The organism is Pseudomonas putida, assembly GCF_025905425.1.
Classification (GTDB): Bacteria; Pseudomonadota; Gammaproteobacteria; order Pseudomonadales; family Pseudomonadaceae; genus Aquipseudomonas; species Aquipseudomonas putida_AF.
The window spans coordinates 2,277,301-2,300,795 of record NZ_CP109603.1 but is presented as its reverse complement, the minus strand read 5'-3'; the positions used below and the strand labels follow the sequence as shown (position 1 = coordinate 2,300,795).

Below are 23,495 nucleotides of genomic sequence, written 5' to 3'. Positions count from 1 at the left end.
TGGTGATGATCCAGCGAACCTGGCACGCCCTGGGCGCATCCCTGCTGGCACTAGCCCTGGCGCTGCCCTCTGCCGCACAGGCCGCCTGTGCGGCAGACTGGCCGCTGTGGCAGGGCTACGCCGAACGGTTTGTACAGCAAGACGGGCGTATGCTCGGCTCGAGCATGAAGCCTGACCAGAGCAGCTCCGAGGGGCAGTCTTACGGCATGTTCTTCGCGTTGGTGGCCAACGACCGAGAACGCTTCGCGCAGTTATGGCAATGGAGCCAGGATAACCTGGCCGCTGGCGACACCCAACGCAACCTGCCTGGCTGGTTGTGGGGCGCCAACGAAAAAGGGGACTGGACGGTACTGGACCGCAACTCGGCCAGCGATGCCGACTTGTGGATGGCCTATGCCCTGCTCGAAGCCGATCGCCTCTGGCAGGCACCCCACTACCGCACCGCAGCCCTGCAGCTGCTGGACAACCTTGAACGGACGCTGGTACGGGATGTCCCTGGCCTGGGGCGCATGCTGCTGCCCGGCCCGGTGGGTTACGAACACCCCGACCAGCTCTGGCGCTTCAATGCCAGCTACCTGCCATTGCCCTTGCTGCGTTACTTCGCTCAAACCCGGCCAAACGGCCCCTGGGACGACATCGCCAAGAGCACGGTAAGCATGCTTGCCGACCCTGATATCAACCCCTATGGCTTCGCCCCTGACTGGGTAGCCTACAGGGGCGACGGCAAGGGAAAAGGCCGTTTCGGCAGCGACCCCTTCAGCAACGACATCGGCAGCTACGACGCTATCCGCGTCTATCTCTGGGCCGGGATGACACCCCGTGACGATCGTTTGGCCAAGCGCCTGCTAGCCAGCCTGGATGGCATGGCGCAAGCCACCGCAACCCTGGGCGCGCCACCGGAAAAGGTCCATGTGCTGACCCGCACGTTCGACGGCGCGGGGTTCTACGGATTCTCGGCAGCATTGGTGCCACTGCTTAAGGCCAAAGGCTTGCAGGCGGCGGCCACGCAGCAACAGGCGATCGTCGAGCAGGCACTGCGCGATTACGCCAACCCCGCCAGCCCGGCCTACAACACGCATCAGTACTACCACCTGATGCTCAGCCTTTTCTCCCTCGGGTGGAGCGAAAAACGCTACCAGTTCACCCCCGAAGGGCGTCTTCAACTGTCCTGGGAACACCAATGCGCAAACAAACCCTAGCCATCGCTGTCTGGGCGGCGCTGAGCGGTACCTCCGCCACGGCAGCCGAGCCTGTCAGCCCCCAGGTCTTGTTGGTTCAGCAGGGCCAATACTGGCAACACAAAGAGCAGGCAGACCGGGCTGCGCAGGCCTGGCAAAAGCTGCTGCACATCGCCCCTGAACACCCCGACGCCCTGTACGGCCTTGGCCTGATCGCGGTACAGAAGGACCAGCCAGCGGTTGCCAACGGTTACTTGCAGCGCCTGCGGGCACTGACGCCTACATCGCTGCAGGCCTTGCAACTGCAGCAGGACATCAGTTTGGCAACGCCTGAGAAGCAGCTCATGCTTGAGCAAGCCCGGGAGCTGAGCGATGCCGATCAACGCGAGCAAGCGGTGGCGGTTTATCGCCGCTTGCTTGAGGGGCGTGAGCCGCAAGGGCTGATTGCCCGCGAGTACTACAACACCCTGGGGTTCACCCAGGATGGCTGGCCGCAGGCACGCAAGGGGCTGGAGCAACTGGCCCGACAGCGGCCGGACGATTCGATCCTGGCTCTGTTCCTGGCCTTGCATCTGGCGCGTAACCCCGACAGCCGCGCCGACGGCATCCGCGCCTTGGCCACGCTTTCGCACAACCCCGATATCGGTGGCAATGCCGACGAAACTTGGCGCTTTGCCCTTGAATGGCTGGGGCCGCCCAAGCGCGATCAGGTGGTGCTGTTCCAGCAATACCTGCAAGCACACCCGGACGACACGCAAATCCGTGCACTGATGAACAAGGGCCTTGCGCAGAACCGAGGCGGCCGGGGCGGATGGCAACGGGACCTGCGTGTGACCCAAGCCTTGAAAGCGCTCGACACCGGCGACCTGGCCAGCGCCGAAGCGGCCTTGCAGGCGCGCCTTAAGGAGCACCCACGGGACTTCGACGCGCTTGGCGGCATGGGCGTTCTGCGCCAACAGCAAAAACGCCTGGATGAAGCCGAGGGGTACCTGGTGCAGGCCACCCGCCTGCCAGGCGGCGCGCAATGGCGCACCGCATTGGCGGATGTGCGCTACTGGAAACTAGTGGCAGAGGCCGATACCGCCGGGCGCGCAGGCCGCTTCGACGATGCCCGGCGCGCCCTCGGCCAGGCCATCGTCGCACGGCCGAACGATCCCGCCGGCCCTACCGCACTGGCCGCCTTGCAGGCCCGGCGTGGCCAATGGGAAACCGCCGAAGCTCAGTACCGCCAGGTGTTGGCCCGGACCCCCGACTACGCCGACGCGCTCAGTGGGCTTTTGAACGTGTTGACCCAGGCGGGCAAGGAAGCGCAGGCGCTGAACCTGATTGACGGGCTTACCGCCCAGCAGCGCGCGCGCTTGCCTTCCACCCTGCGCATCAAGGCGCTACGTGCCACTCAGGCCGGCAAACTGGCCGAACGTCAAGGCGACCTCTCTGCCGCCCAAGCCGCCTATCAAGTAGCGCTGGCTGACGACCCGCAGAACCCGTGGGCGCGCTTTGCCTTGGCCCGGGTGTTGCTGGAACGCGGCCAAGTGCGGGCGGCCCGAACGCTGATGGACGATCACCTCAAACGCCACCCAGATGACCCCGATGCGCTGTATGGCAGTGCACTGCTTTCAGCGCAGCGCCAAGCCTGGGCTGATGTGCAACGCACGCTGCAGCGCATTCCTCCCACACGCCGTAGCCAGGCAATGACTAGCCTGGAGCAGGACAGCCAACTGCACCTGCAGGTCGAACAGGCACTGGAGTTGGCCCGGCGCGGCCAACGCCAGGCGGCCTGGGCGCGGCTGGCACAGGCTGAACCCAGCGCAGCCGGCAAGCCTGAGCGTGTTGCTGTGGTCGCTTCGGCCTACGCCGAAACCGGCCAGCCCGAACAGGCCGAACGATTGATGCAAGGGTTGCAGGGCAACGCAGCATCGACCCGCTTGCTCAAGGCCGGGGTACTGCTCAAGGGCGACCAGGATACCGAAGCCGGCGAGATACTGCGCGCGCTCAAAGACCAGAACCTGGATGACAAAACCCGTCGCCAATACGCCGACCTGCTCTACCGCTACCGCGTGAAACAGGCCGACAAGCTGCGCGAAAGAAATGACCTGGTGGCTGCTTACGACATGCTGGCCCCGGCGCTGGAGCAGCGCCCGCATGCGCCTCAGGCCGTGACGTCGCTGGCGCGCATGTACAGCGCCAGCGGCAACTGGGCAAAAGCCCGCCAGGTATACCAGCCATTGCTTGAGGGTGACCCGGACAACGCCGTGCTGCACCTGGGGTTTGCCGAGCTGGCCGTCGAGGGGCGTGCATTTGCGCAGGCAGAACAAGCGCTGGGCCAGGCCCTGGCGCTGCAACCCAACGAGCCCCGCACCCTGACCCAGGCCGCTCAGCTTTACCGCAGCCTGGGCCAGACAAGCAAGGCCCGACAACTGCTGAACAAGGCACTGGACATCGAACAGCGCGAACAACCGCCGCGCATTGTGGCGGTTGCGCCATCCCCCGCCGCACGCGTCGACAACCCGTTCGTGCGCCTCCCAGGTCAGCGCCAGCAGGCCACCCTGCTGGCCAGCAATGATTGGGTCCCGGCCCCTGTCGCGGACGAACCGGGCGCTACCAATAGGCCTCCGGCGGGCGCCTACGCCAGTGCAGACACGTCGCTCGTCGAGGCTAGCCCTGCCCGTGAGACACTCGATACCCTTGGCCAGGTCCAGCGCCCGTACCTCAACCAAGGGCTGAGCGTGCGCAACAACAACACCGAGAAAGGTCTGGGCAAGCTCACCGATATCCAGACACCGCTGGAAATCGGCTTCCCCCTGGACGAGGCGGGTCGCAGCATGGCCCTGCGTGTTACGCCAACCTGGCTACAGGCCGGCACGCCCAAAGGCTATTCGGTGGCGCAATTCGGCACCAGTGGCCTTGCCAGCGTGGGCCGCCAGGAAGACAGCGGTGTCGGCCTGGCCGTGGCCTATCGCGATGAGGACCGCGGCCTGAAAGGTGACCTGGGCGTCAGCCCGCTGGGCTTCACCTACAGCACGCCAGTGGGTGGCATCAGCCTTGAGCGGGCCCTGCAAGATGCCCCTGACTACCGCTACACCCTCAGTGCCTCACGGCGATCGGTGACCGACAGCGTCACCTCCTTCGCCGGTTCGCGCGACCCGCGCAGTGGCGTCGAATGGGGCGGCGTGACTGCCAATGGCGTACGTGCTGAGCTCAGCCATGACGATCAGCGCACCGGTGCCTACGGTTATGCCTCAGCCCACCGCCTGCTCGGCGAGCACGTCGAGGCGAACAATCGCTTCGAGCTGGGTAGCGGCATCTACTGGTACCTGCACAACACCCGCGACAGCCGTCTGACCCTGGGCGTAAACGGCACGGCCATGAGCTATTCGGACAACCAGAACTTCTACACCTATGGCCACGGCGGCTATTTCAGCCCACAAAAGTTCTTCGCCCTGGGCATCCCCGTGGACTGGGCACAACGCGGAGCGCGTTTGAGCTATGCCCTGCATGGCTCGGTGGGGGTGCAGTACATCGACCAGGACAGCGCGCCGATCTTCCCTGGGCATTCGGCACTGCAGCGCAATGCCGATGCCGTCGGCTTGTCCCGCTACGCAGGCCAGAGCAAGACCGGCATCGGCTACAGCTTCAGCGCAACGGGTGAATACCGGCTCGACCGTAACCTGTACTTGGGTGCCAACCTGGGCCTGGATAACGCCAATGACTACAAGCAGTACGCCGGCAGCCTCTACCTGAGGTACGGCTTCGACGAAGTCAGCAGGCCGATGCCCCTGCCCGTGCGCCCTTTCACCTCCCCCTACTCCCACTGACCACCAAGGACCCCCATGGCCACATCTTCCGTACTGGCAGGCCTGACCCTGCTGGTGATCGGCGAAAGCCACATGAGCTTCCCCGACTCCCTGATGAACCCTTTGTATGACGAACTCACCCGACAAGGTGCCCAAGTCCATGCCATTGGCGCCTGTGGCGCCAATGCCGAAGACTGGGTAACGCCCAAGCTCAAGCTTGATTGCGGGGCCACACGCGAACCTGGCGGTACGCTCAAGCTGATGAGCCGCGGCACCATGAGCACCGAACCGATTGCCCAGGTCATCGCCCGGGATAAACCCGATGCGGTGGTGCTGATCATTGGCGACACCCTGGCCTCCTACAAAACCACGCCGTTCCCAAAAGTCTGGGCCTACCAGAGTGTCACCGCACTGACCCGGCAAATTGCCGCCACCGGTACCCGCTGCGTGTGGGTCGGCCCTGCCTGGGGCAAGGCCAATGGCAGCAACATCAACGAGAACCAGTACGGCAAAAACCAGGTCAGGACGCAACTGGTGGCCAGCACCCTGGCAAAGATGGTGGCGCCGTGCACCTACATCGACTCGACTCAGCTCTCCAAACCCGGGCAATGGGTCACCTCCGATGGCCAGCACTTCACCATCGCGGGTTACAAAGCCTGGGCCAGCGCCATTGGTGCATCGCTCAGCCAGTTGCCCGCCAGCGCATTGACAGGAGCGAACCCATGAACGCTGCCCTTTCGCTTGTCTTCGCCGGCGCCGTGGCATTGTCCACGGCAAGCCAGGCGGCCCAGATTGCCCTTTACCCGACCGGCCCCGCGCAGGATTCGGCGTACATGCGCCTGCTCAATCCAACCGCAAGTGAGCTTGTGTTGCAGCCTGACGGCGGGCAGTCGCAACTGCACTTGAAAGCAGGGCAACTAAGCAGCGACTTCATGCCCATACCCGGTGGCCAGCGCATTACCGGCCACCTTGCCCGTGACAGCCACCAGGCCCGCGTGCAACTGCAGGCTGCGCCTGGCGAATTCGTCACGGTTTTTGCCCTGGCCAATGCACAGGGCGGCATCGACCCATTGATCGTCCATGAAGCATTCGAACTGCCCAACCTGCTCAAGGCTTCACTGGCCCTGTTCAATGCAGACGCAAGCTGCTCGGAGCCCCGGGTGATGCTGGCGGAGCGTGATCTAGACCTGTTCGCCAAGGCCCCGGCCGGTAACCCGCGGCGTCAGGAAATCAACCCGCGCCCTGGCCTGAAGGTCCAGTTGCATTGCGCCGGCAAGGCCGTCGACAAGCCCCTGGCACTCGGCCCTTTGCTGGCCGGTGAACGCTACAGCCTGCTCCTGCTGCCCTCGCCGACTGGCCCGCAGCTTCGCAGCATCACCGACACCGTCGCCCACTGACTGGATAAACGGCACTCATGGTCTTCGCTTCGCTTGAGTTTCTCACGCTGTTCCTGCCGCTATTCCTATTGGTCTATGCGTGGGTACGGCCCGCCTGGCGCAACCTGGTCCTGTTGATCGGCAGTTGGCTGTTCTACAGCTGGTTAAGCCCGCTGTTCCTGATGTTGCACATGGCCCTGACCGTACTGGCCTGGGCCGGCGCCTTGCTGGTGGTGCGCACCGAGGAACACCGCAGGCCCCGGCTGTACCTGTTGGTTACCCTCATCGTCACCAACACGGCCGTACTGTGTTGGTACAAATACGCCAACATCCTGGCTGCTACGTACAACGACCTGCTGCTCCACTACGGTGCCTTGCCCATGGAATGGCAGAGGGTCGCCCTGCCAGCAGGGCTTTCATTCATCGTGCTGCAGGCCATCTCGTACCTGGTGGATGTGCATCGCCATGTGGTGCCGGTAGAGCGCAGCTTCGTTCGCTTTGCCACCTACATCTCGATGTTCGGCCATTCGATTGCCGGGCCGATCATTCGCTATGACTGGGTGCGTCGAGAACTCGAACAACGCCTGTTCAACTGGCAGAACTTCGCCCTGGGGGCACGCCGGTTCATGGTTGGCATGTGCATGAAAGTGCTGGTGGCAGATACCCTGGCCCCGCTCGCGAATGTCGCCTTCGCGCTTGAGCAGCCGTCGCTGGTCGATGCCTGGATCGGCTGCCTGGCCTACTCGCTGCAGTTGTTTTTCGACTTCGCCGGCTACAGCGCCATGGCGATCGGCCTTGGCCTGATGCTGGGCTTTCACTTCCCCGAGAACTTCAACCGCCCCTACCTGGCCAGCAGCATCCAGGACTTCTGGCGCCGCTGGCACCTGTCGCTGTCCACCTGGCTGCGCGATTACTTGTATATCGCCATGGGCGGGAACCGACGAGGTGCCTGGCGCACGTATCGCAACCTATTCCTGACCATGGCCATCGCCGGCCTGTGGCACGGCGGCGACAGCTGGAACTACCTGCTCTGGGGCTCGGCCCATGGCATCGCCCTGTGCATCGACCGGGCCTGGTCGCGTTCGCACCTGCCCAGCCTGCCGAGCTGGGCGGCACACACCGCCACGTTGCTGTTCGTCTGCCTGGCCTGGACGTTGTTCCGTTCACCTGATTTCGCCACTGCGCTGGGCATGTATGCAGGCCAGTTGGGCTTGCACGGCATCGCCCTTGGCGACGCCATGGCCACCACCCTGCGCCCTGTGCATGGGGTGGCGGCGGTGCTGGGCGTACTGGCGATACTGGCCCCGCTACTGCAACCCACCGTTGAAGAACAATTCGCCGACCATCCCCTGTTCCTGTGGTCGGCGTCCCTTTGGCCCGTGCTGGGTTTCGCCTTGTCGTTCTGCCTGATCGCCAGTCGCGAATCCGTGCCCTTCCTGTACTTCCAATTCTGATGAACAAGACGCCTGAAACTGCACCACCGCCATCCCCTCTGGCCCTACGCACCAGCGCCCTCGCGGGTTACTTGTTCGTCCTGTTCCTGGTGGGCGCGTTGCTCTCGTGTGCCTGGTTGTTGCGCAAACCCATCGCCTGGCTGGCACCCAACCTGGACCGCGATGCACTGCTGCATGGCGAACTCACTCACCACCTGGCCAAGCAGTTGCCTGAGGCGCCGCTGCCGCAGCACGCCGCCGACCTGGAGCGCGGCAGCCGTTGGTTACTGATGGCCGACCTGGGCCCACGCGTGCGCGAGGGTTGCCCTGGCTGGCTGTTCCTCACCGACGAGCTGCACATGCAGCCCCAGGCTGAGCACAATGCCCGGGCCAAGGCCCAGGCCGTTATCCGCTTGCGCCAGGCGTTGGCACAACGGGGTATCCAGTTGCTGGTGGCGATCGTGCCGGATAAAAGCAGAGTCGCCAGCACCGCCCTGTGTCACCTGTACCGCCCGGCCAGTTTTGCATCGCGCGTGGTGCAATGGCGGGGGCTACTGGAGGCCGGCGGCGTGCCCGCCCTTGACCTGGGCGAGCGCTTGACGGTGCTTGGCAAGCGGGCGTATTTGCGAACCGACAGCCATTGGAGCGAGGCCGGAGCACAAGCCGCTGCCACGTTTGTCGCGCAAGCTATTGCAGCGCTTGAGGTAGTGCCCTCCCCACGGCAAGCTTTCGAGCTTGCGCAGGCCCCTGCCGCCCCCCGCCCCGGCGACCTGGTGCGCCTGGCCGGCATCGATTGGTTGCCGCTTGCGCTGCAACCTCCCGTCGAGCAGGTGGTTGTGTCGCAGGTTCAGGCCCTGGACCTGCAGCCCAGCGACGACGACCTCGATGACTTGTTTGGCGACAGCGCCCTGCCAAACGTGGCGCTGATCGGCACATCGTTCTCCCACAACTCCGGTTTTGCCGGTTATCTGCAACTGGCGCTGGGTGCACCGGTGGGGAACTTCGCCAAGGAAGGCGGTGAGTTTTCCGGCGCTGCCAAGGCCTATTTTGCCAGCCCAGCATTTCTTGAAACGCCCCCGAAGCTGCTGATATGGGAAATACCCGAGCGGGATCTGCAAACAGCGTTTGAGGGGGGGCTGGGGTTGCCCTGATACGTCCAGGGCGTTCAATAAAGTGTCAGCGATGTCAGGCCAAGCGTTCGACCTGCGCCGGCGTACGCCGCATCAGCACCTTGCCATTACGCACCGACACCAGTGCATGCCCTTGGCTGCGCACCATCTCGTAGTCATCCGGCGCCGACAACAGCAGCAGGTTGGCCGGCCGCCCGACCTCGATGCCGTAACGATCACCCAGGTTCAGCGTGCGCGCACTGTTGTCGGTGATCAGGTCCAGGCAGCGCTGCAAGTCTTCGTACCCGAGCATGTGGCAAATGTGCAGCCCAGCTTCAAGAATGCGCAGGATGTTGCCGTTGCCCAACGGGTACCACGGGTCGACGATCGAATCCTGGCCAAAGCATACGTTCATGCCCGCACGGTCGATTTCCGCCACGCGGGTAACACCGCGGCGCTTGGGGTAGCTCTCAAAGCGCCCTTGCAGGTGGATGCTTTCGGTTGGGCACGAGACGAAGTTGATGCCCGACAACTTGAGCAAACGGAACAGCTTGTAGCAGTAGGCGTTGTCGTAGGACCCCATCGCTACGGTATGGCTGGCCGTGACCCGGGCGCCCATGTCGCGCACGCGGGCCTCTTCGGCCAGCACCTCAAGAAAGCGCGACTGCGGGTCGTCGGTTTCGTCGCAGTGCACGTCTACCAGGCAGCCGGTACGCTCGGCCAGGTCCATCAGGAACTTGATCGATGACACGCCCTGGTCGCGGGTGTTCTCGAAATGCGGAATGCCGCCGACCACATCGGCACCAATGGCCACCGCTTCGGTCATCAGCGCCCGGCCGTTGGCGTACGACTCGATGCCCTCCTGGGGGAAGGCGACAATCTGCAGGTCGACCAGGTGGCGCACCTCTTCACGCACCTCGACCATGGCCTTGAGCGCCGTGAGCTTGGGGGCGGTGACATCCACATGGGTGCGTACGTGCTGAATGCCATGGTCAACCAGCATGCCGATGGTCTTCGTGGCGCGGGTCTTGATGTCCTCGTGGGTGGTGATTTCCTTGCGCTCGGCCCAGCGTTCGATGCCTTCGAACAAGGTGCCGCTCATGTTCCACTTCGGCTCGCCGGCAGTAAGGGTGGCGTCCAGATGAATGTGCGGTTCGACAAAGGGGGCCACCACCAGATTCTGCTTGGCATCCAGGTCACCGGGGGCACCCAGTGCCACCGCGTCAGCCTGGGACTGGATAGTGGCGATACGGTCGCCGTTGAGTTCGATACGAAACAGGCCAGCCTTGCCACGCAAGCGTGCGTTGATGATGTTCATGGAGTTACTCCTTGCCTTGGGCTTCGGTCATGCGCCACACCAGCATGGCCACCGAAGCGTTCATACGAAAAAGCGGGTCGTCCAATGACTGCCCGCTCAGTTGTTCGATGCGTTGAATGCGTTGGTTGATGGTATTGCGGTGCAACCCCAGGCGTTGGGCGGCCTTCAGGCCATTGCCGTTCTCCTTGAGCAGGGCATCGAGGGTATGCACCAGGGTATCGGGGTGCTTGCGCCCGGGTGTGATCAACGGGCCTAGTGTCTGGGCCACGAAATCGTCGATCAGCGAGTGATCGACGATGCCCTGCAGCAGGCGCAGTACGCCCAGTTCGCTGAAGTCGCAAAAACCATTGGCCGGGCGCAGATTCTGCGCCACTTCCAGGGCCTGACGTGCTTCGTTCAGTGCCTGGCGGTAGTGGGCGCAATCCTCGGCCAGGCTCGACAGGCCCATGTACAGGCCCAACGCCCCCGCCACGGGGGTCAATTGCCGATGCAGCGCGGCCAGGGTAGCAGGCAGCTCCGGCGCGTCGGGCAGCAGCATCACGAACAGGTCACCCGGCAAGTGCGCGGTCACGGTTCCCGGCCGGCCACGGCACCACGCCTCAAGCTGGTCTTCCAGGGCTTGGCGAACGCCTTGCCATACGCGCTCGCCTTGAGCCAGGCCGAGGCGTTCGAACAAGCCATCGACGCCCGACAAGCGCAGCGCCAGCAGGCGCCGCGGCTCGTCCAGCGCCAACGCCAGGTGCGCCGCCCGCTGCCGGGCAATCGCCAGGCTTGGGTAGTCTCCGGTCAGCAACTGGCCCAGAATATCGTTGCGCGAGCGCCGCACCTGCGTCATCTGCACCAATGCCGTGCCGATCAAGTGGGTGACCACAACCATCTTCAGCGCATAGGGCTGCTCGATCAACGGCAAGCCCAGTTGCTCGGCGCGCGCCAGTACCGCTGGCGGGATGCGCTGGATAAAAGTACCCCCGGTGAGAATGACCATGCCCGCGATGCCCACTGCCTCGCCGTCCTCCACCAGGCTCAGCAGGTTGGCCTCGCCGCGAGGGTGATTGATGCCCGTGACGAACACCAGCTCGCCGCCCATCACCCACTCGGCGATGCCTTCGTTCTCCGCTACGTATGGCCAGCGCACCCGCCGCTGCAGGTTGCGCGCGCCAGCACGAACGGCCATGTCCTGCAGGCCGGGCAGGTGGAGGATTTCATCCAGCGCCAGGCTCACGGTTCGACACCTGCCTCGCCTGCCAGGCGGCGCCGCCCGTTCAGCTCAAGCATGAGGATGTAGCACAGCGCCGAAGCGCCAATGCCCACCAGCGGCGCGACCCAGGGCGAGGCATACGCCAGTACCGCACCGACGGCATAAGCGAAAAGCCCAATCAGGTTGTAGCGCGGCAGGGCCACCGTGGCCAATGCCGGATACTGGCCGCGATGGCGGTACCAGAAGTCGGCCATGATCACGCCGCCCACCGGCGGTATGACCGAGCCCAACAGCACCAGGAACGGGATCAGCATTTCGTACATGCCGCCGATGGCCAGCACAATCCCTACCCCGGCCGCTACCAGCGTTGCGGTACGCCGGCGTTCACTGCGCAGCAGATGGCAGGCGGCTGCCGACACGTTGTAGATGGTCGGGCCCTGGATCGTCCACAGGTTCAGGCACAGCATCACCACCGCCGCAAACGAGAGGCCTTGCAGCATCATCACCTCGACGATGTCAGCCTGCTGATACACCATCGCGCACCAGGCTCCGGCCACCACCATCAGGCCGTTGCCAAGCAGAAAGGCGACGATGCTGGCCACCACCGCCACCCGTCCGCTACGCGCCAGGCGGGTCCAGTTGGTGGCTTGGGTAGCGCCACTGGCGAAGGTGCCGAAGACCATGGTCACTGCGGCTGAAAAGGTCATGGTCTCGTGCGGCACCACGGCTACCAGCCCCGCAAACCCGCCGGCATCGCGGGTGGCGATGTACATCGACACCAGCAGCAGCGTAAACATCAACGGCACCGAAACCCGTGACAGCAGGTCAAGCCCTTTGAAGCCAATGATGGCCGTGATGCTGAAACCAAGGCCGAACAGCACCATCAACGGCACCGTAAAGCCACCTGCCAGCCCCAGCAGTTTGACCAGCACGATCGCCACGGTCGCCGTGCCCCAGGCGTACCAGCCGAGCTCGGCGAAACCCAGCAAAAAATCCGAAAGCCGGCTGCCCGCTTCGCCGAAGCAGAAGCGGCCCATCAGTACGGTGTTGAGCCCGCTGCGTGAAGCGATGAACGCCAGGGTAGCGGCGTACAAGGCCAGCAACGTGTTGCCGAGCGTGGCAACCCACAGCATGTCGACAAAGTTGAAGGCCATGCCCAGCTTGCCGCCAGCGAACATCGTGCCGGTGAAGAAGGTGAAGCTGAACAGCACCATCGCAATGGGTAGCAGGCCCTTGCGCGAAGATGGCGGGGCTTCGCAAAGCGGGAATTCGGTAGGTGAGCTCATTGCACGGGGCTCCGGGTGGTAGTTGGAGCAGATAGAGCAATATGCGGGCCGGTTTAACAGTGAGCCTTGACCACCGAAACCCGAGGCGAACGGCACAACATTAACTGTGCAACATGCACAGTTAAGCAAGGATTGGCGGATTCGGTGTGTGCTTGCTGCCTTAAATAAAGGCAAATATGCACCAAAGATGAACAGCAATGGGTAGTTTTCACCCAGCCCAGCAGCGTCAGCCTATCAGGGCGGGGTCGCCGGTCGAGACGACCTCATACAACCCAGTAAAATCAAATGCTTAGGCTTTTTTTGATTACAATGCACGCCCGTCTCTGAAATCTGCTTTCCCCCATGAAAAAACTGCTCTACGCCGTATCCCTGCTCCTCGCCGTCAACCTCCCCGCCTTCGCCAACCCGCCTTCGACCTTCACCGAAGCCAAGGTCGTCGCTAAACAGAAGATCTACCTGGACCAGGCAAGCAGCGCCATGGGCGACCTGTATTGCGGCTGCAAATGGACCTGGGTGGGCAAGTCGGGTGGGCGCATCGATGCCGCCTCGTGCGGTTACGAAACCCGAAAGCAGCAAAACCGTGCCGAACGTACCGAGTGGGAACACATCGTGCCCGCCTATACCTTCGGCAATCAGCGCCAGTGCTGGAAGAACGGCGGTCGTGAGCACTGTGTCGACGACGATCCGGTCTTCCGGGCCATGGAAGCCGACCTGTTCAACCTCTACCCGGCTGTGGGCGAGGTCAACGGTGATCGCAGCAACTTCAACTACGGCATGGTGTCGGGCAATGCTGGCCAATATGGTCAATGCCCGACCAAGGTCGATTTCGTGCAGCGCGCCGCCGAACCGCGTGACGAAGTCAAAGGCCTGGTTGCCCGTACCACCTTCTACATGTTCGACCGCTACAAGCTGAACATGTCGCGTCAGCAGCAACAACTGCTGATGGCGTGGGACAAACAGCACCCCGTCTCAGCCTGGGAAAAAGAGCGTGACCGGCGCATCGCCGCCATCATGGGCCACGCCAACCCGTTCGTGACCGGCGAACGCAAATGGACCGCCGACTACAAGCCGGTTGGCAGTGGCGTTGTGCAAGCCACACCGGCCAAGCCCACCCCGCAAGCGGTCAAGCCCAGCCTGGCCAGCACTGCGGCAACCGGCGCCGTGCTCGGTAACCGCAACAGCCATGTCTATCACCTGGCCAACGGTTGCCCGGGTTACACCCAGGTGGGCTCGAAGAACCAGGTGATGTTCGGTTCCGAAGGTGAGGCGCAAGCGGCGGGCTATCGCAAAGCGGGCAACTGCCGCTAGCCGCTGCGCCTTGATGCATCAACGCCCAGGCGTTGGGTTCACTAGGTTTGCCGGGCGCTCACCGGCCAGCGCGCTGAGCAGGTTGCTGACTGCACAGCGCGCCATGGCCTCGCGGGTATCGTGCGTTGCCGAGCCGATATGCGGGGTCGCCACCACGTTATCGAGTTGCAGCAGTGGCGAGTCGCTCGGCAACGGCTCCTGAACGAACACATCCAGGCCGGCGCCGCGGATGCGTTTTTCACGCAAGGCCGCTATCAGCGCGGTTTCGTCTACCACGCGCCCACGCGCAATGTTCACCAGAAACGCCTCAGGCTTCATCAGCGCCAGTTCGCGTGCACCGATCAGGCCTTCGGTGGTGCTACTCAGTGGCACGGTCAGGCACACGAAATCCGCGTGCTTCAGAAGCTCGTCAAGGCTGCAATGGCGAGCAGCATAACGCGCCTCGACCTCGGGCTTGGCGCTTGGGCTATGGTAGAGCACACGCATGCCGAAGCCGGCTGCACCGCGCCGGGCAAGCGCTTCGCCAATGCGGCCCATGCCAACGATACCCAGCGTCTTGCCATGCACATCACTGCCAAAGTGCGCTGGCCCAAGGTTGGCCTGCCAGTGGCCGTCACGCACCCACCCCGCCAGCTCCACGACCCGACGCGCACTGGCCAGGATCAGGGCAAAGCCTGTGTCAGCGGTGGTTTCGGTGAGTACGTCGGGCGTGTTGGTCAGCATGATGCCGCGCCGGGTCAGGTCGGCAATATCGTAGTTGTCCACCCCCACCGACACACTGGATATCACCTTCAGTTGCGGGGCCAGGTCAAGCAGGCCGCTGTCCAGGCGCAAGCTCGCGCCCAACAGCCCATGGGCGCCTGGCAGCGCATCGCGCAAACGGGCCAGACCGTCCTGGCGTGCGGTATCTACCCAGGTCACATCAACCTGCTGGTGCAACTGCGCCATGAGGTCGTCGGACAGGCGCTTGTAAAGGACGATTCGCTTCTTCATACCAGGGTTTCCTATTGGCTCATTGCCAGGTGAGAGCCGCCGCGCTTGGCCCGGCCAGGCGTTTGTGAGGTTTTAAGCGCTGCGGTGAGCGCGACCGCTGTCAGCAGCGCACCGCACATGAACAGATACGAAGCGCCGGGCCCGCCGGTGGCGCCATTGAGGTAGCCCACCAGCCACGAGCCGCCAAACGAACCCAGCGCGCCCATGCTGTTGATCAAGGCCATGGCGCCACCGGCGACGTTACTGGGGAGGATTTCCGGAACGATGGCAAAGAACGGGCCGTAGGGCGCGTACATGCAGGCGCCGGCAATCACCAGCAGTGCGTAGGACAACCAGAAGTGCTCGCTGCCCAGGGCGTATGAACCGTAAAACGCCAGCGCCGCAATCAACAACGGTGGCCAGACGAATCGCTTGCGCTTCTGCAAGCGGTCCGACGCCCAGGACACCCCGACCATGGTCAGCACCGCCGCCAGGTACGGCACCGACGACAACCAACCGGCCTGCACGATATCGACGTTCGCCGCCTGTTTCAGAATCGAAGGCAACCAGAGCACGAAGCCATAGACACCGATGCTCCAGCAGAAGTACTGCATCGACAAGATGATCACCTGGGGCGAGCGGAACGCCTCGCGGTAGTTTTTTACAGGCTTTATGCCCTGCTGTTCCGCCGCCAGGGCTTGCTCCAGGCTGGCCTTTTCCTGCGCACTCAACCAATTGACCTGGGCCGGTCGGTCATCCACCAGGCGCCACCAGAAGAACGCCCAGATCACCGCCGGCAAGCCTTCGATGATGAACATCCAGCGCCAGTCGTAGTGCTTGATGAGGTAGCCCGACACCACCGACATCCACAGGATGGTCACCGGGTTGCCCAGCATCAGGAAGGTGTTGGCCCGGGAGCGTTCGGCGCGGGTGAACCAGTGGCAGAGGTACACCAGCATCGCCGGCATCACCGCCGCCTCCACCACCCCGAGCAAAAAGCGGATGCCGATCAGCATGTACACGTTGCTGATCATGCCCGTCAGGGTGGCCAGGCCGCCCCAGAGGATCAGGCTGACGAAAATCAGCTTCTTCACGCTGCGTTTTTCGGCGTAGATGGCGCCCGGCACCTGGAAGAAGAAGTAACCCAGGAAAAACAGCGCCCCCAGCAACGATGACAGCACCGGGGTGATCTTCAGGTCATCGGCCATGCCGGACGCTGCGGCGAACCCATAGTTGGCGCGGTCTAGGTAGGCCAGGCTGTAGGTGACGAACACGATCGGGATGATGTACCACCAGCGGCGGCGGGCGAGACTTGTCGTTTGCATGATGTGTGCTCCTGAGCTTTTTGTTTTTGTTGCAACAGGTACAGAGGGTTCGGGGCCAGGCAATCAGGCGCGTCTGCGCAGGTCGTGCTCCGCGAGTTCGTGCCGCAGCGGCAAGCCTTCCATGTCGCCGCGTGACTGCACGGCGCGGCTGCCACACCAGTTGCCGCGTGCCACCGCCTGTGGCAATTCACGGCCTTCGAGCAAGGCACTGAGCACGCCGACGGCAAAAGCGTCACCGGCGCCGACGGTGTCCACCACCTTGGCCACCGGCACTGCAGCAACCTGGCCCTCGCAGTTAGCGGTGCGATAGTAGGCGCCCTCGTCACCCAGCTTGATCACCACCAGCTCCACCCCTTTGTCGAGGTAGAACGCGGCGATGTCCGCTGGGGTCTGCTGACCGGTCAGCAGGCGCCCCTCCTCCAGCCCCGGCAGCACCCAGTCGGCCTTGACGGCCAGGGCGTTGATCTCGCGGACCATGCGCGTGCGGTCTGGCCACAGCGAAGGGCGCAGGTTGGGGTCGAACGAGATGCTGCGCCCGGCCGCGCGCATGGCATCCACCAGTGCGTGGGACAATGCCCTGCAACCTGGCGAAAGCGCCAAGGGAATACCGGTGGCGTGCAGATGGCGGGCCTGCAGCCAGTGCGGGCGGATCAGCGCCGGTGACAGCAGGCTGGCGGCAGAGTGGCCACGGAAGTACTCCACGGCGGGGTCACTGCCGTCTTCGCAGCGGGCTTTGAGCTGAAAACCGGTGGGGTGTTTGCGGTCAATTTCCACGTCAGTGCAATCCAGCCCCTCCCGGCGCAGGCTGTCGAGGACGAAACGGCCCAAGGAGTCGTCACCCACACGGCTCAGCCAGCGGACCTTGAAACCCAGTCGGGAAAGACCGATGGCAACGTTGCTGTCGGCACCGGCAATGCGCTTGCCGAACTGCCCAACCTGCGCCAGGTCACCCACCTGCTCGGCCACGAACATGGCCATGGTCTCGCCAAAGCACAGCACGTCATGCTCATGCATGGCTCACCTCCTGGCCCAGCCCGAGCATGGACAGCGCGCTGACGTGAGCGCGGGTCAGTGCCAGCAAATCGTCGCCGGCCAATGGGTATTCCACTGCACGTACCACGCCGGGCGTGAACGCACGCAACAAGGCATCCCACGCCTGCAGATCGTCCGCGTCTGGCGGCACCGCGACCCGTCGCCCATCGGGCAGCCGATCGACCGCTTTGCAATGCACGTAACGCACCCAGCGCCCAAGCTTGTGGGCCGCTTGCTGCGCGGATTGCGCCTGCCACTGCCAGTTACCGATGTCGAAGGTCATGCCCACCGGCAGCCCGAGGTCGTCGACACGCTGGAAGAACCCCAGCATGGGTGCGATGCGCCCACCCTGCTCGGTCTGGTCGTTCTCGACCAACAACAGCGGGCCATCTTCAGGTAACAGCGTGCGCAAGGCCGATACATCGCAGGTGTCGTTGTAGTGCCCCAGGGACACTTTCAGTGCCACTGCACCCAGTGAGCGGGCCAACGCCAGTTTCTGGGCCAGACGCGTATCGGGCAGGCCCTGCTCGGTCCACAGCTCAAGGGGCGTGGAGTAAAGGCATTCGAGGTTCGACGCGGCAATGGCGGCGGCTAGCACGGCGGTGTCTGGCGCGCTGTCGAATAGCTCTTCGCGCAATTCGACGCGGGCCACGCCGGCGGCGGCCAGCAGGTCCAGAAAATGCTCCTGGCCGCGCTGCCGCACAAAGGTGGCACCGTAGCTGGAGAGACTGATGGAAACGGGGTTCGAGCGCATTGTTATTGTCCTTATGAAACCGGTTTCATTTTTTGGCACGGCTAAATCGCCACGTGCCTGTCGTTCATTCGCGTGAGTGGGTTGAACCTCGGATGATCAGGTCGGCCTTGAAATCGATGCGCCGGGGCGCCCCGCTTTCGCCGCGCAGGCGATCCAGCAGGCAGTTGAAGGCGGCCACGCCGATACGCTCGGTGGGCTGGGCCAGGGCGGTAATGCCGCTACCGACCAGGGGGTACCAGTCCAGCTCGTCGAGGGCGATCAGGCCGACGTCCTTGAACAAGTTGCAACCCGAGTCGTGCAAGGCGCGGGTGACGGCCAGTGTGGCCACGCCGTTGAAGGTGAAGATGGCCTGCGGGCCATGGCCACTGGCCGAAAGAAACGACGCCAGGCCGGCTTCCAGGGCTGGGCTGACTTCGAGCAGCTGTTGGCGCATGCCCGAACGCCGGTTGATGGATGCACCAAAAGCCTGTACCCGTTCCAGACGCGAGCTGGTGCCGTCGAGCGGTTCAGTGACCGCCAGAATGTCGCGGTAGCCCTGGGCCTGCAGGTGGTCCAGGGCCTGTTCGACGGCGTCGGCGTTGTCCAGGCCGACCAGGTCGACCTTGAGCTCAGGCAATTGGCGATCCACCAGGACCATGGGTATGTCGCGCTGCAGGTTGAGCAGTTCGCCGGGATGGTGGCCGAGGGTGTTCACGATCAGCCCCTCGACATTGTAGGACTGCAGCGCCACCAGGTGATGGCGCTCCTGCTCGTCGTCGCGGTTGGTGTTGCACACCACCAGGCTGTAGCCGTGCTGGCGGCAGGCGGTTTCGACGCCCTGCATCACCGCGACTGAATAGGGGTTGAGGATGTCCGCCACCAACATGCCGATCAGCCGGGTCTGGCCGCGCTTGAGGCCCCTGGCCATCTGGTTGGGGCGATAGCCGAGGCGTTCGATGACCTCTTCCAGGCGCTTGGCGGTCGCCTCGGCCAGCAACTGGCGATCACCCCCGATATAGCGCGAGACGGTGGCCTTGGATACACCGGCGACGCGGGCTACTTCGCTGATGGTCACCCGTTCGCGGGCATTGGCAGGTAGGTCGGTCATCGGTGTCCCTTGTGATTATTGTCGGTGAGGGCTTATGAAACCGGTTTCAATACATCAAAACCGGCGCATTTAGTCACCTACCGTTCGTCGGGATTCATTCTACTGGTTTCAAGCTGCTCTCTTGGAACAACACATAACTTATTGATTCAGCAAAGACTGTAGGAGCGGGCTTGCCCGCGAACACCGGCGAAGCCGGTGCCATACACCGCGTTGGCATCTTCGCGGGCAAGCCCGCTCCCACACTGACCAGTGTTCGCTGCGTGATCGCGCAACCCCGAGAGGCTGGGCAGGGTTGCGAGATCGTCGGCGATGAACCCCACCGAGTTCACAATCGCTAGTGACTTGTCACCTGCCCAAGGCCATCCCCAGAGGTATGCTTCAAGTCATCCGTGCGCAGCTTGGCGACATCGCCCGCCTTCACCGCCCCGCCCTGGTTCCCCCAGCTGGTGCGAATGAAGCTCACCACATCAGCGACCTCTTGGTCACTCAACCGCCAGCCAAACGCCGGCATGGTCAAGTTCGACGGGGCCGTGTGCGTCGCGGGCACCGTGCCGCCGGCCAGCACCACATGGATCAGCGACGTTGCATCCGCCGTCTGCACCACCGGGTTGCCGGCCAGTGCCGGGAACACCCGGGTATAACCGTGACCATCGGTACGGTGGCAGGCCGCGCAGTTATCGATGTACACCGACGCGCCGCGTTTGCTGTCATCGCCTTTCCACAGCGCCTCTGCGACCTGCTTGTCATAGACATGGGGCGTGTCGTCAGGATTGCTCGCGGGCAGGGTCTTGAGGTAACGGGCAATGGCAGTGAGGTCAGCCTCGCTCATGTACTGCATGCTGTGCTCGACCACATCGCTCATGCCACCAAACACCGCGCTGCGCTCGCTTCGGCCGGTCTTGAGAAACTGCACCAGCTGCGCTTCGCTCCAGCTGCCCAGGCCATCCTTATGGTCACCGCGAAGGCTTTTGGCGATCCAGCCTTCAAGCGGCGCGCTGCCTGCCAGAAACTGCTCGCCTTCCTGCGGGTTCAGAGCCTTTTCCTGCATGGTCAAGGCGCGTGGGGTATGGCAGGCGCCACAATGCCCAAGCCCTTCGACCAGGTACGCGCCGCGATTGACTACCGGGTCGGCGGCAGCCGAGGCCTGCCAGCCCTTTACCTCTGGCGCGAACATGCCGCGCCAGATCGCCAATGGCCAACGCATGCTCAACGGCCATGGAATATCCGTCGCCTTGTTGGGCTGCGCAACGGGCTCGACGCCCTGCATGAAGTAGGCATACAACGCACGCATGTCGTCATCGCTGACGCGCGCGTACGACGGATACGGCATGGCGGGGTACAGCGTGCTGCCGTCCTTGCCGACGCCATGGCGCACGGCCTGGTCGAAGTCTTCGAAGCTGTACTGGCCAATACCACTGGCGTCGGGGGTGATATTGGTCGAATACACCGTGCCGATGGGGGTTTCCATGGGCAGCCCACCTGCGAAAGGCTTGCCGCCCTTAGCCGTGTGGCACGCGACGCAGTCGCCCGCGCGCGCCAGGTACTCGCCCTGTTTTACCCGCGTACTGTCGGCCTGGGCCGACAGGCTTGCACCGCACAGGAGGGTTGCGATCAACATTCTCTTCATGCTCATCGCTCCTCAAGCCTGAACCAGTGGGCCAGGGTTTTTCAGGTACTGCTCGCGGATCGCGCGTGCCGACCAGTACGTCAGTGCCGCCACCAACCCGGTCGGGTTGTAACCCAACCCTTGCGGAAACGCCGAGGCTCCCGGGACGAAGACGTTGTGTACGTCCCAGCTCTGCAGATAGCGGTTAAGCGCACTGGTCTTAGGGTCGGTGCCCATGATCGCGCCGCCGTTGAGGTGAGTGGTCTGGTAGCTGGCGGTATTGAAGTGCTCTTTGACCTTCTTGCCCAGCACGGCAATGGCCTTAGGGTTCATCGCCTGGGCGATCTTGCTGAGCTTGTCGACCATGAACTGGTTCATCTTGATGTCGTTTTCCTGCCAGTCGAAGGTCATGCGCAGCAGCGGTTGGCCGAAGGCGTCGCGGTAGGTCGGGTCCAAGTCCAGGTAGTTGCCACGGTACGACTGGTGCGCGCCATGGGCGTCCATCGAAACCTGGTGGGTGTAGTAGTCGGCCGTGGCCTTTTTCCAGGCGCTGCCCCAGGTGGGCGTGCCGGGCGGGTTGGCGATGCCGGCGATCGGGCGGCTGCCCGCCTGGTTGACCCACATGGGCGAGCCACCGACGAAACCGTGTGGCCCGTGGTCGAAGTTGTCGGCATTGAAATCATCGATCGCGATACCGTTGCCGCCGGCGCCGATGAAGTTGTTGGTGTAGGTGTCCTTGTCGAAGAACGCTTTGACCGTGCCCATGTTCTGGTACGCGAAGTTGCGCCCGACAACGCCTTCGTTGTTGACCGGGTCGTACGGCTTGCCGATGCCCGACAGCAGCATCAGGCGCACGTTGTTGAACTGGAACGCCGCGAGGATGACCAGCTCCGCCGGTTGTTCCACTTCACGGCCTTGTGCGTCGATGTAGGTCACGCCCGTAGCTTTACGCTTGCTGTCATCCAGGTTCACCCGCAGCACATGGGCATTGGCGCGCAGTTCGAAGTTCGGCACTTGGCGCAGCGCCGGCAGGATGTTCACGTTGGGCGAGGCTTTGGAGTACATGTAGCACACGTAGCCGCTGCAAAAACCGCAGAAGTTGCACGGCCCCATTTGTGCGCCATAAGGGTTGGTGTAAGGGCCGGAGGTGTTGGCCGACGGCAGGTTGTACGGCTTGTAGCCAAGGCTGCTAGCGGCCTTTTCGAACAGCTTTGCCGACACCACGTTTTTCTGCGCGGGCAGCGGGAACGGGTTCGAGCGATCAGGGGCATAAGGGTTGCCGCCCTTCCCTTCGCCGACCCGCGTGCCGTTCACGGTCCAGGCCTGGCCCGAGGTGCCGAAGACCTTCTCGGCAAAGTCGAAGTACGGTTCAAGCTCCTGGTACGTGACGCCGAAGTCCTGGATGGTCATGTCCTCAGGGATGAACGCCTTGCCATAGCGCTCTTCGTAATGGCTGCGCATGCGCAGCTCGATCGGGTCTACCCGAAAGTGCACGCCAGACCAGTGCAGGCCCGCACCACCCACGCCCTTGCCAGGCAAGAAGGCACCCAACTGGCGGTTGGGCAGCGCGACGTCGTTGATGCTGTGGCGGATGGTGACGGTCTCTTTCGACACATCGACGAACAGCTTCTTGCGCACGCTGTAGGTCAGTTCATCGATCACCTGCGGGTAGCTGCCCTCCGGGTAGGTGTCCTGCATTGGGCCACGCTCCAGGGCAACCACGTGCAGCCCGGCTTCGGTCAGTTCCTTGGCCATGATCGCGCCGGCCCAGCCGAAGCCAACGATCACAGCGTCTACTTTCTGCAACACATTCGCCATGGCTCAGGCCCTCTCGCCGCGGATGGACACTGCCGGGAACGGGTAAGGCTCATTGCGCTCGACCCAGTTCATGAAGTCAGCCCGGGCGCCGGGGAAGCCGATCTGGGTCCAGCCCACCATGCCTTTGTTGCCGCCGTGAATCGGGTCGCAGAAGAACCCTTCGCGGGTATTCTGCACCAGCAAACTGAAAAACAGCTTCGCCGGCAGTGCGTCGAAAACCAGCTCACCGGCTTCGACCTTGCCGAGAATACGGTCTTGGGTAGCGCTATCTTGCGCAGCAAAAACTTGACCGGAGTTGGCTTTGCACCAGCCATCCACAGCGGCGATGCCCAGGCGATAGATCTGTTGCGGGCTGAGCTGCAACTGGTAGCCCAGCTCTGGCGCGGCGTCGGCGTTGAACGGCCCCTGCATGTACCACTGCGCGCCGGTCGCGTAGGGGGTATTCATCTGGCGGTCGATGAACTCGGCGGCCCCGGCCTCAAGCGCGCCCGGGCCCAGTTCATCTGCTGGGATGATACGGGCCACCGCCGCTTGCACGAAGGCCCATTCTTCGGCCGTGAAAAAGGTCGGCTGATAATTGCCCGCCGGCGCAGCGACAGGCACCTTGGACTCACGCACCGGCTCGGCCAGCAGTTGGCTGGCACCCAGGCCCAGCCCGGTGCTGGCCACGGTCGCGACGGGTATCAAGGTCAAGGTCTTGCGCAGGAATTCCCGGCGCGGATTGTCTGGGGCATGCTCAGGCATTTCTAATCCTCATCAGCGTTTAGGGCGGCCTTGGGTTGCGCCATCTGATTTTTCAATGGAGTACGTGCGCCGGAGGCGCGTGTAGCAGACAGCCGAATAATCTAGCGCGTTCAGAAATGTTTTGAAACCGGTTTCATCCTTGACTTTTGTGGCCTCC

18 protein-coding genes are annotated in these 23,495 nt (G+C 63.4%); 7 read left to right on the top strand and 11 right to left on the bottom strand.

The genetic code is table 11. From position 1 onward, the window contains the following. Nucleotides 1-5 precede the first annotated feature (5 nt). The 6 genes from bcsZ to OGV19_RS10340 are packed head-to-tail and all read left to right on the top strand — an operon-like array spanning nt 6 to nt 8,932. Nucleotides 6-1,199: a cellulose synthase complex periplasmic endoglucanase BcsZ gene (bcsZ, locus tag OGV19_RS10365; RefSeq protein ID WP_264313294.1), complete on the top strand. Its 1,194-nt coding sequence runs from the start codon at nt 6-8 to the stop codon at nt 1,197-1,199. Further along, on the top strand, nt 1,181-4,993 hold the full coding sequence (locus OGV19_RS10360; protein ID WP_264313293.1) for a cellulose biosynthesis protein BcsC: 3,813 nt from the start codon (nt 1,181-1,183) through the stop codon (nt 4,991-4,993). The genes bcsZ and OGV19_RS10360 overlap by 19 nt, the downstream gene beginning before the upstream one ends. Nucleotides 4,994-5,008: 15 nt before the next feature. Then, nucleotides 5,009-5,698: an SGNH/GDSL hydrolase family protein gene (locus OGV19_RS10355; protein WP_264313292.1), complete on the top strand. Its 690-nt coding sequence runs from the start codon at nt 5,009-5,011 to the stop codon at nt 5,696-5,698. Continuing rightward, nucleotides 5,695-6,369 carry a cell division protein FtsQ gene (locus tag OGV19_RS10350; RefSeq protein WP_264313291.1) on the top strand — a complete coding sequence of 225 codons (675 nt, stop codon included), beginning with the start codon at nt 5,695-5,697 and terminating at the stop codon, nt 6,367-6,369. Before OGV19_RS10355 ends, OGV19_RS10350 begins: the two co-directional genes overlap by 4 nt. 17 nt (nt 6,370-6,386) lie before the next feature. Further along, complete coding sequence (locus OGV19_RS10345; RefSeq protein WP_264313290.1) at nt 6,387-7,802, top strand: MBOAT family O-acyltransferase; 1,416 nt, start codon at nt 6,387-6,389, stop codon at nt 7,800-7,802. Beyond that, complete coding sequence (locus OGV19_RS10340; protein ID WP_264313289.1) at nt 7,802-8,932, top strand: alginate O-acetyltransferase AlgX-related protein; 1,131 nt, start codon at nt 7,802-7,804, stop codon at nt 8,930-8,932. Before OGV19_RS10345 ends, OGV19_RS10340 begins: the two co-directional genes overlap by 1 nt. A 34-nt stretch (nt 8,933-8,966) precedes the next feature. Here OGV19_RS10340 and codA read toward each other — a convergent pair whose 3' ends face one another. From codA to codB, 3 genes are read right to left on the bottom strand one after another with little or no spacing between them, the layout of a single operon-like run. Continuing rightward, nucleotides 8,967-10,208 (bottom strand): cytosine deaminase, encoded by a 1,242-nt coding sequence (gene codA, locus OGV19_RS10335; RefSeq protein WP_264313288.1) that lies wholly within the window; start codon nt 10,206-10,208, stop codon nt 8,967-8,969. A 4-nt stretch (nt 10,209-10,212) separates the two neighbouring features. Then, the gene (locus tag OGV19_RS10330) at nt 10,213-11,430 is read right to left on the bottom strand and encodes a PucR family transcriptional regulator (RefSeq protein ID WP_264313287.1); all 1,218 of its coding nucleotides are present in this window, start codon (nt 11,428-11,430) and stop codon (nt 10,213-10,215) included. Continuing rightward, on the bottom strand, nt 11,427-12,692 hold the full coding sequence (gene codB, locus OGV19_RS10325; RefSeq protein ID WP_264313286.1) for a cytosine permease: 1,266 nt from the start codon (nt 12,690-12,692) through the stop codon (nt 11,427-11,429). Before codB ends, OGV19_RS10330 begins: the two co-directional genes overlap by 4 nt. A gap of 342 nt (nt 12,693-13,034) precedes the next feature. Here codB and OGV19_RS10320 point away from each other — a divergent pair, with 342 nt between their 5' ends. Next, on the top strand, nt 13,035-14,000 hold the full coding sequence (locus OGV19_RS10320) for an endonuclease (RefSeq protein ID WP_264313285.1): 966 nt from the start codon (nt 13,035-13,037) through the stop codon (nt 13,998-14,000). Between the two features lie 18 nt (nt 14,001-14,018). On the opposite strand, the gene OGV19_RS10315 is transcribed toward OGV19_RS10320, so the two are convergent. The 8 genes from OGV19_RS10315 to OGV19_RS10280 form a co-directional block, all read right to left on the bottom strand. Next, nucleotides 14,019-14,993 (bottom strand): 2-hydroxyacid dehydrogenase, encoded by a 975-nt coding sequence (locus OGV19_RS10315; protein ID WP_264313284.1) that lies wholly within the window; start codon nt 14,991-14,993, stop codon nt 14,019-14,021. A gap of 11 nt (nt 14,994-15,004) precedes the next feature. Beyond that, entirely contained in the window at nt 15,005-16,297 is a 1,293-nt protein-coding gene (locus OGV19_RS10310; RefSeq protein ID WP_264313283.1) for an MFS transporter, read from the bottom strand. 63 nt (nt 16,298-16,360) lie between these two features. Next, on the bottom strand, nt 16,361-17,311 hold the full coding sequence (locus tag OGV19_RS10305; RefSeq protein WP_264313282.1) for a sugar kinase: 951 nt from the start codon (nt 17,309-17,311) through the stop codon (nt 16,361-16,363). Continuing rightward, complete coding sequence (locus OGV19_RS10300; protein WP_264313281.1) at nt 17,304-18,083, bottom strand: IolE/MocC family protein; 780 nt, start codon at nt 18,081-18,083, stop codon at nt 17,304-17,306. Before OGV19_RS10300 ends, OGV19_RS10305 begins: the two co-directional genes overlap by 8 nt. Before the next feature lie 64 nt (nt 18,084-18,147). After that, nucleotides 18,148-19,170, bottom strand: a complete 1,023-nt coding sequence (locus OGV19_RS10295) for a LacI family DNA-binding transcriptional regulator (protein WP_264313280.1) — start codon at nt 19,168-19,170, stop codon at nt 18,148-18,150. A gap of 334 nt (nt 19,171-19,504) precedes the next feature. After that, nucleotides 19,505-20,797 carry a cytochrome c gene (locus OGV19_RS10290; protein ID WP_264313279.1) on the bottom strand — a complete coding sequence of 431 codons (1,293 nt, stop codon included), beginning with the start codon at nt 20,795-20,797 and terminating at the stop codon, nt 19,505-19,507. A 12-nt stretch (nt 20,798-20,809) separates the two neighbouring features. Beyond that, nucleotides 20,810-22,594, bottom strand: coding sequence for a GMC family oxidoreductase (locus OGV19_RS10285; protein WP_264313278.1), 1,785 nt, complete (start codon nt 22,592-22,594; stop codon nt 20,810-20,812). 3 nt (nt 22,595-22,597) lie between these two features. Beyond that, complete coding sequence (locus OGV19_RS10280) at nt 22,598-23,338, bottom strand: gluconate 2-dehydrogenase subunit 3 family protein (RefSeq protein WP_264313277.1); 741 nt, start codon at nt 23,336-23,338, stop codon at nt 22,598-22,600. Nucleotides 23,339-23,495: the final 157 nt, after the last annotated feature.